Genomic DNA, 6,353 nt, shown 5'->3' with positions numbered 1-6,353 from the left:
CCGAGACCTTTCAACTGGACCAAATCGGCCGACGACATCCTCGCTAGCGTCAAGCGATTTTGTCTACGAATTTCTAACTCGCGACACTAGAGCTACTCACACTAAAACCTCGTGTAATCTGGTGTCTACGGCTGCACACGCGGATCGCTAGGCGTGGTCATTTATTCTGTGTACCAATAGCGTCACGTCAGCTATTTGACGTCGATCGTTCGAGGCAATCTCACCGATGCCTGCGCGTCTTCGGCGAACTGCGCATCCACAAAATCCGCCCACAGTTGCATCTCGTGTTGAGTCGGATCGCGTCCATTACGGTCGTGCATAGGAGCGTTATCCGATTCGCCTTGACCGCTCCAGCCCACAGTCGACTGCATTAAGGCACAAGGGTGGCCCAAAGCGGTGCGACGAAGATCGTGCAGCACGAAATGCTCGCCTTTCAGTCCCAGCGTCTTGACCGCCTGATTCAACGTGCCCTTTGCAATCGGGCGATCCTCGTTTCCGCGAGTCGACGGAAAGACGTACGTGCGGCTCGCCTTCGATTCGCGCGACTCGCGCAGCATCGTTACTGCCTGCGTCGAAAGATAAATGTGGCGTTCGCGACCGTTGCTGGCGCGCGCGGCGGGAACTGTCCAGATACCGGCGTCGAGATCGATTTCACGCCACGTCGCTTCGATCAATTCCGATTTGCTGGCCATTGTCAGCACGAGCAGATGCAGGGCTAGCTTCAACGGCCGGCGTATGTCCGAGGTGTAAATGGCGCGCAGCAAGACGCCGATCTCGTCGGAGGAAAGGATACGAGTGCGGCCGTCCTGGTTGGCGATTGTCCGGGCCGGAATGGACTCGGCGGGATTGGCATCGGCGAGGTGCCGTGCGATCAGGAATGCGTACAGCCGCTTGACGACATTGCGCGTGTGCAGCGCCATCTGTGGCGAGCCACGGCGCTTGATGGCGTCGCAGATCGACTGGATATCCTCAGTCGTGACTTGCGCGAACGCCTTGTGCCCAATCGCGGGCAGGATGTCCTTATCAAGCGCGCGCTGCGTGGTTCGCCGATACTCGTCGGACTTGCGGGCGATTTCGGAAGCCACGTAAAGCTCGGCGGCATCGCGCAATATGTCGACGCGCTTTTCGGCGCCTCGATCCTGCCTCGCCATCGATACGGGCGAAAGACCATTCGCAACCATCTCCGCGTATTTCAGCGCCCGCGTCCGGGCGACGCGCAACGACATCAACTGGTAGTCGCCGATCGTCACCATCGGTTGCCGATGCCCGTTCAGCGTATAGCGAAAGCGCCACACTTTCTTCCCGGTCGGCATGACTTCGAGGATGAGGCCTTTGCCGTCGGCCACACTGTAGCGCGCCTCGCGTGGCTGCAAGGCGCGGATCTGGGATTCGCTGAGTGGTGTCGCGAGCTTGGGCATCGACTTGATTTGGGTACACAGGGCACGTTGAAGCTGCAGTTTACCCTGTCGTGTACCCAAAAATGCACTTGCCATCGAACTTGTCGACTGGGGATAGCGACCTTGCAGCATGGCACCACGACGCCAGGATCAACAAGCGCGTGTCTTGCCTATTTGCCGATGCAAAACCTGCTGAAAATCACACCCAGCAGATCATCGGAGGTGAACTCACCCGTAATCGAGTTCAACTGCTCCTGAGCCAGCCGCAGTTCTTCTGCGAAAAGATCGAGCGCCTGCGAATTCTGGTCGGCGTGTTCAGCGGCCAGCCTCAGATGTTCTTGAGCGGCTCGAAGCGCGATCAGATGCCGTTCGCGTGCCAGATAGACACTCTCGGCGCCGGCCTGCCAACCCGCAATGCGCAGCAGTTCGCCGCGCAGCAGGTGGATCCCGTGCCCCGTCTTTGCCGACAGCCGAACCTCGCACAAGTCGGCATCGCCGATGCCGTTCAGCCCAACCACGCCTGGCGCGACGTCCGTCAGGTCCGTTTTGTTGAGCACGCGTACGACAGGCACGGCTGACGGGAAGCGTGCGGCGATCGATTCGTCGTCGGGCGTCACGCCAGAACGCGCGTCGAGCAAATGCAGCACGACGTCGGCGCGCTCGATCTCGCCCCAGGTTCGCTCGATGCCGATCTTTTCCACTTCATCTTCCGTCTCGCGCAAGCCAGCCGTGTCGATCACATGCAGTGGAATGCCTTCCACCTGAATCGTCTGCGCGACCTTGTCACGCGTGGTGCCGGCGATCGGCGTGACGATGGCCAACTCGGCGCCCGCGAGCGCGTTGAGCAGCGACGATTTACCGACATTCGGCTGCCCGGCCAGCACGACCGACAAACCTTCGCGCAGCAGCGCCCCTTGTCGCGCTTCGCTGAGCACGAGCGAGAGACGGTCGCGGATGCGCGCGAGCTTGCCGCGCGCGTCTGCCGCTTCGAGAAAATCGATTTCCTCTTCGGGGAAATCGAGGGTCGCCTCGACGAGCATTCGCAGCGTGATCACCTCTTCGACAAGCGCGTGAATGTCGCGCGAAAACGCGCCCTCCAGCGAACGCCCCGCCGATCGCACGGCCGCTTCCGTGCTCGCCTCGATCAGATCGGCGACGGCCTCGGCCTGAGCCAGGTCGAGCTTGTCGTTGAGGAACGCGCGCCGCGTGAATTCGCCCGGCTCCGCTAGACGCAGGCCGAACGCGCGACCCGCGTCGATGCATCGCTGCAGAACCAGCTGAAGCACGATGGGACCGCCGTGTCCCTGAAGTTCGAGCACATGCTCGCCCGTGTAGGAATGCGGTGCGGGGAAATACAGCGCGATGCCGCGGTCGAGTGCGTTGCCGCCATCGTCGAGAAACGGAACATAGCTGGCATGACGCGGCGCGAGCATTTGTCCTGTCAGCGCCTCCATCATCGGTTGCGCGGCCGCTTCTCCTGCGCGGCCAAACGAAATCCGCACGACGCCTATCCCGCCTCGGCCGGGGGCAGTTGCGATGGCGACGATGGGATCGGAATCGGTGGCGAGCATGGTGGAGAACGGGAGAAGCGGGAGAAAACGGCCGGAAAAAAACGTGCGCGAATGGCGCGCCGAACGCCTGGCATTGTAACGCGCGCTCCAAGTGGCCTCGCGCAGACAATGCGTTGCACTCGCTCAGACCGCGAGCCAGAGCTTATCTCATATGAGCTAAGCCGCGTTCAGTATCGATATGGAAAAATTCTGACTGTTCATGTAGTTTCATCCTTACGTACAAAGGCTTTACGGGCTTAAAAATCTTCAAAGGGACGAATCCGATCGTGTGCTGCTACGAGATAGGCAAATCTAGGACACGCTAAATGTAGCGTGTACGGTTGTCTACCTGTAGCGCGTCGGACTGCACAATTTGCGGATGCCAACCCTCGAAGAAAAAGCGGCCTTTGCCGAGCGACTGAAGTTCGCGATGAGACGCGCCCCGGAAAAGCTCAAGGGCGGGACCGATCTCGCGCTGCATTTCAATCTGCGCCATCACGGCGACCAGCCCGTCTCGCCTCAGACGGTACACAAGTGGCTGAGCGGCCGCACGATTCCAACCGACGACAAGCTTCGGACGCTCGCCGAATGGTTCGAAGTGGATGTCCACTGGCTGCACTATGGACCTTCGCCGAGCGGATCGACGAGAAATGTCCCGAAGCCTCTGGTGCGCGGCGAGAAATATCCGCTTTCGCCCGAGACGCTTGAGCTGGCGTCGAAGATCGAATCGCTGACGCCGCATCATCGCTATCTCGTGCAGGAGCTAATCGCGCAACTCTACGGCGACGCCGACAACTCGTAAGAAGAGCGCAGACACAAAAAAACCGCCCGGCACTAACCGGGCGGTTTCTTTTTTCTACAGGCTTCGGATCGGATCATTCGACGTCCGATCCCAATTCCCGATCAGGCTGCCTTTTTCTTCTGCCCCATCATGCGCGTGATGTAGTACTGCTGGGCGATCGACAGCACGTTGTTCACGACGTAGTACAGCACGAGACCCGCCGGGAAGAAGAAGAACATCACCGAGAACGCGATCGGCATGAACATCATCATCTTGGCCTGGACCGGGTCCGGCGGCGTCGGGTTGAGCTTTGTCTGAACGAACATCGAGACGGCCATCAGCACCGGCAGGATGAAATACGGATCTTGTTGCGACAGATCGTGAATCCACATGATCCACGGTGCGCCGCGCATTTCCACCGACGACAGCAGCACCCAGTACAGCGAGATAAACACCGGAATCTGAATCACGACGGGCAGACAGCCGCCGAACGGGTTCACCTTCTCAGTCTTGTACAGCTCCATCAGAGCCGCGTTCATCTTCTGCGGATCGCCCTTGAAGCGCTCGCGCAGCGCCTGCATGCGCGGCGTAATTTCCTTCATGCGCGCCATCGACTTGTAGCTTGCCGCCGACAGCGGGAAGAACACGGCCTTGATCAGCAGCGTCAACAGGACAATTGCCCAGCCCCAGTTGCCGACATAGCTGTGGATCTTTTCAAGCAGCCAGAAGAGCGGTTTCGCGATGATCGTCACCCAGCCGTAGTCCTTCACAAGTTCCAGCCCCGGCGCGACGCCTTCGAGCATGCGCTCTTCTTCCGGACCGGCGAACAGGCGCGCGGACACGTCGACCGATTGTCCCGGCGCGATCGTCTGCAGCGGCTGCTTGACGCCGACGCGATACAGCGACGGATCGATCTTCTCGACGTACATGTCGCGCTTGACGCCCTGCTGCGGAATCCACGCTGACGCGAAATAGTGCTGCACCATCGCGACCCAGCCGTTGTCGGCGGACTTCGCGTAGTCTTCCTTGTTCTTGTCGATGTCGCCGAACGTCATCTTCTGGAAGTGATGCTGCTCCGTGTACACAGCCGGTCCGATGAACGTGTGCGAGAAGCGCGGCGTCTCGACGGGCTGGCTGTCGCGCACGAGTTCCATGTAGGCGGTCGGCGTGACAGGCGTCGAGCCGACGTTCTGGATCTTCGTGTCGACGTTGATCACGTAGCTGCCGCGCGTGAAGGTGTAGGTTTTCACGACCTTCACGCCGCCCTTTACCGGCGATTCGAACGACAGCTTCAGCGTGTTGCCCGTCATGTCGGTCGGCTGACCGGCAACGGGCGTGAACACATCGGTGTGGTTCGGGAAGTCACCGCCGAGCAGGCCCGTGCGCGCCAGATACGTGTGATCGGCGGTATGGTCGAACAGCGTGATCACCTGAGCGGGCTGCTTGTCCTCGCCCGGCTTGAACAGCGTGAGCTTCGACAGCGTGCCGCCACGCGTGTCGATCTGGCCGCGATAAACGTCAGTGGTGAAGGAAACCAGCTGCGCCTGCTGCGCGGCGGGTACCGTCGATTCCGGCGCGGCCGCGTTCGTCTGCGGCAGCTCGGCGGGTTGGGTTCCCGTCGTCGACGAGCCCGGCGCGGCGGTGCTCGCCGTCTTCGTCTGCGTTGCGCTCGGGAAGAACATCGACTGGCGTCCATGGTCGCGCTGCCAGTTGTCGAACAGCATGACAGCTGACATGAAGAAGATGACCCATAGGACGGTGCGTTTGATATCCATGCGTTGTCTCAGTGTCGATGGCACAGCGCGTCAGCGCTTCTTAGGAGTTGGAGGCGGGACAAGATCGATGCCGCCCGCCGAAAACGGGTGACAGCGGCACAGGCGCCTTGCGGCGAGGTAAGTACCACGCGCGGCGCCATGATACTGGATTGCTTCGCGCGCGTAATCCGAACAGGAGGGATAAAAGCGGCACCGACTGCCGAGCATGGGACTCACGGCAATCTTGTAGAAACGCAGCAAAGCGATCAGTACCGTTTGCATGACCAGTGCGGCAGGACTGCACCGCCCGTTGTGAAGCGCTGGACGGCAGCGGCGCTTCGAGGCTGTGCGGATGTCATGGCGTGGTGGGCGGCGTGTCCGCCCGTTGCGTTGCCGCCCCCTCGCGCCGGGCGATTTCGCGTGCCACCTTGTCGAGCAGCACGTCGATTTCACCACGGCACAACGCTTTCAACGGTGGCGACGATCCGCTGGGCATCGCCTTCCGGTCGAATTTCGTATGCAGACGCAGCAGCACGTCCCAGCCGCCAAATTCCGCGCGGCGCACGCGAAATGCTTCGCGCGCCAGACGCTTCACCAGATTACGCGTGACCGCGCGCGGCGCGTACTTCTTGCCGATCACGAGGCCGAGGCGCGCTTCATTGCCTGTCGGCCGCGCGTACACGACAAAGTGTGCCGTGCGGCGCCACGGGCGCAAACGAAAAACGGATGAGAATTCATCCGTTTTCAGCAGCCTTGCGGCTTTGGGAAAGGCTGCGGACGCCTGCAACGGAACGACGTTCTGATGCGGCGCGTCTGCCGTTCCCGCAGCGTCACGGGTGTCGGACACAGCGCGCACTCGGCTTGACCGCGT

At 60.9% G+C, this 6,353-nt stretch carries 6 protein-coding genes; 1 reads left to right on the top strand and 5 read right to left on the bottom strand.

Annotation, left to right across the window (positions count from 1 at the left end; all coding sequences use genetic code 11):
- Window positions 1–191: 191 nt before the first annotated feature.
- Both BN2476_RS00960 and mnmE read right to left on the bottom strand, forming a co-directional pair.
- Window positions 192–1,418, bottom strand: a complete 1,227-nt coding sequence (locus tag BN2476_RS00960) for a tyrosine-type recombinase/integrase (RefSeq protein ID WP_087732281.1) — start codon at window positions 1,416–1,418, stop codon at window positions 192–194.
- A 149-nt stretch (window positions 1,419–1,567) separates the two neighbouring features.
- Complete coding sequence (gene mnmE / locus BN2476_RS00955) at window positions 1,568–2,968, bottom strand: tRNA uridine-5-carboxymethylaminomethyl(34) synthesis GTPase MnmE (RefSeq protein ID WP_087732280.1); 1,401 nt, start codon at window positions 2,966–2,968, stop codon at window positions 1,568–1,570.
- 358 nt (window positions 2,969–3,326) lie between these two features.
- On the opposite strand from mnmE, the gene BN2476_RS00950 reads away from it, so the two are divergent.
- Window positions 3,327–3,749 (top strand): transcriptional regulator, encoded by a 423-nt coding sequence (locus BN2476_RS00950; protein ID WP_087732279.1) that lies wholly within the window; start codon window positions 3,327–3,329, stop codon window positions 3,747–3,749.
- Window positions 3,750–3,850: 101 nt separating this feature from the next.
- On the opposite strand, the gene yidC is transcribed toward BN2476_RS00950, so the two are convergent.
- The 3 genes from yidC to rnpA all read right to left on the bottom strand — a co-directional run bounded on the left by yidC (window position 3,851) and on the right by rnpA (window position 6,338).
- Window positions 3,851–5,503, bottom strand: coding sequence for a membrane protein insertase YidC (gene yidC / locus BN2476_RS00945; protein WP_087732278.1), 1,653 nt, complete (start codon window positions 5,501–5,503; stop codon window positions 3,851–3,853).
- Window positions 5,504–5,533: 30 nt separating this feature from the next.
- On the bottom strand, window positions 5,534–5,764 hold the full coding sequence (yidD, locus tag BN2476_RS00940) for a membrane protein insertion efficiency factor YidD (protein WP_087732277.1): 231 nt from the start codon (window positions 5,762–5,764) through the stop codon (window positions 5,534–5,536).
- 73 nt (window positions 5,765–5,837) lie between these two features.
- Window positions 5,838–6,338: a ribonuclease P protein component gene (gene rnpA, locus BN2476_RS00935; protein ID WP_438942848.1), complete on the bottom strand. Its 501-nt coding sequence runs from the start codon at window positions 6,336–6,338 to the stop codon at window positions 5,838–5,840.
- Window positions 6,339–6,353: the final 15 nt, after the last annotated feature.

It is taken from the genome of Paraburkholderia piptadeniae, from assembly GCF_900007165.1.
GTDB classification, from domain to species: domain Bacteria; phylum Pseudomonadota; class Gammaproteobacteria; order Burkholderiales; family Burkholderiaceae; genus Paraburkholderia; species Paraburkholderia piptadeniae.
Note: the sequence above shows the minus strand (reverse complement) of the source record. Positions and strands in the feature narration are given on the sequence as shown.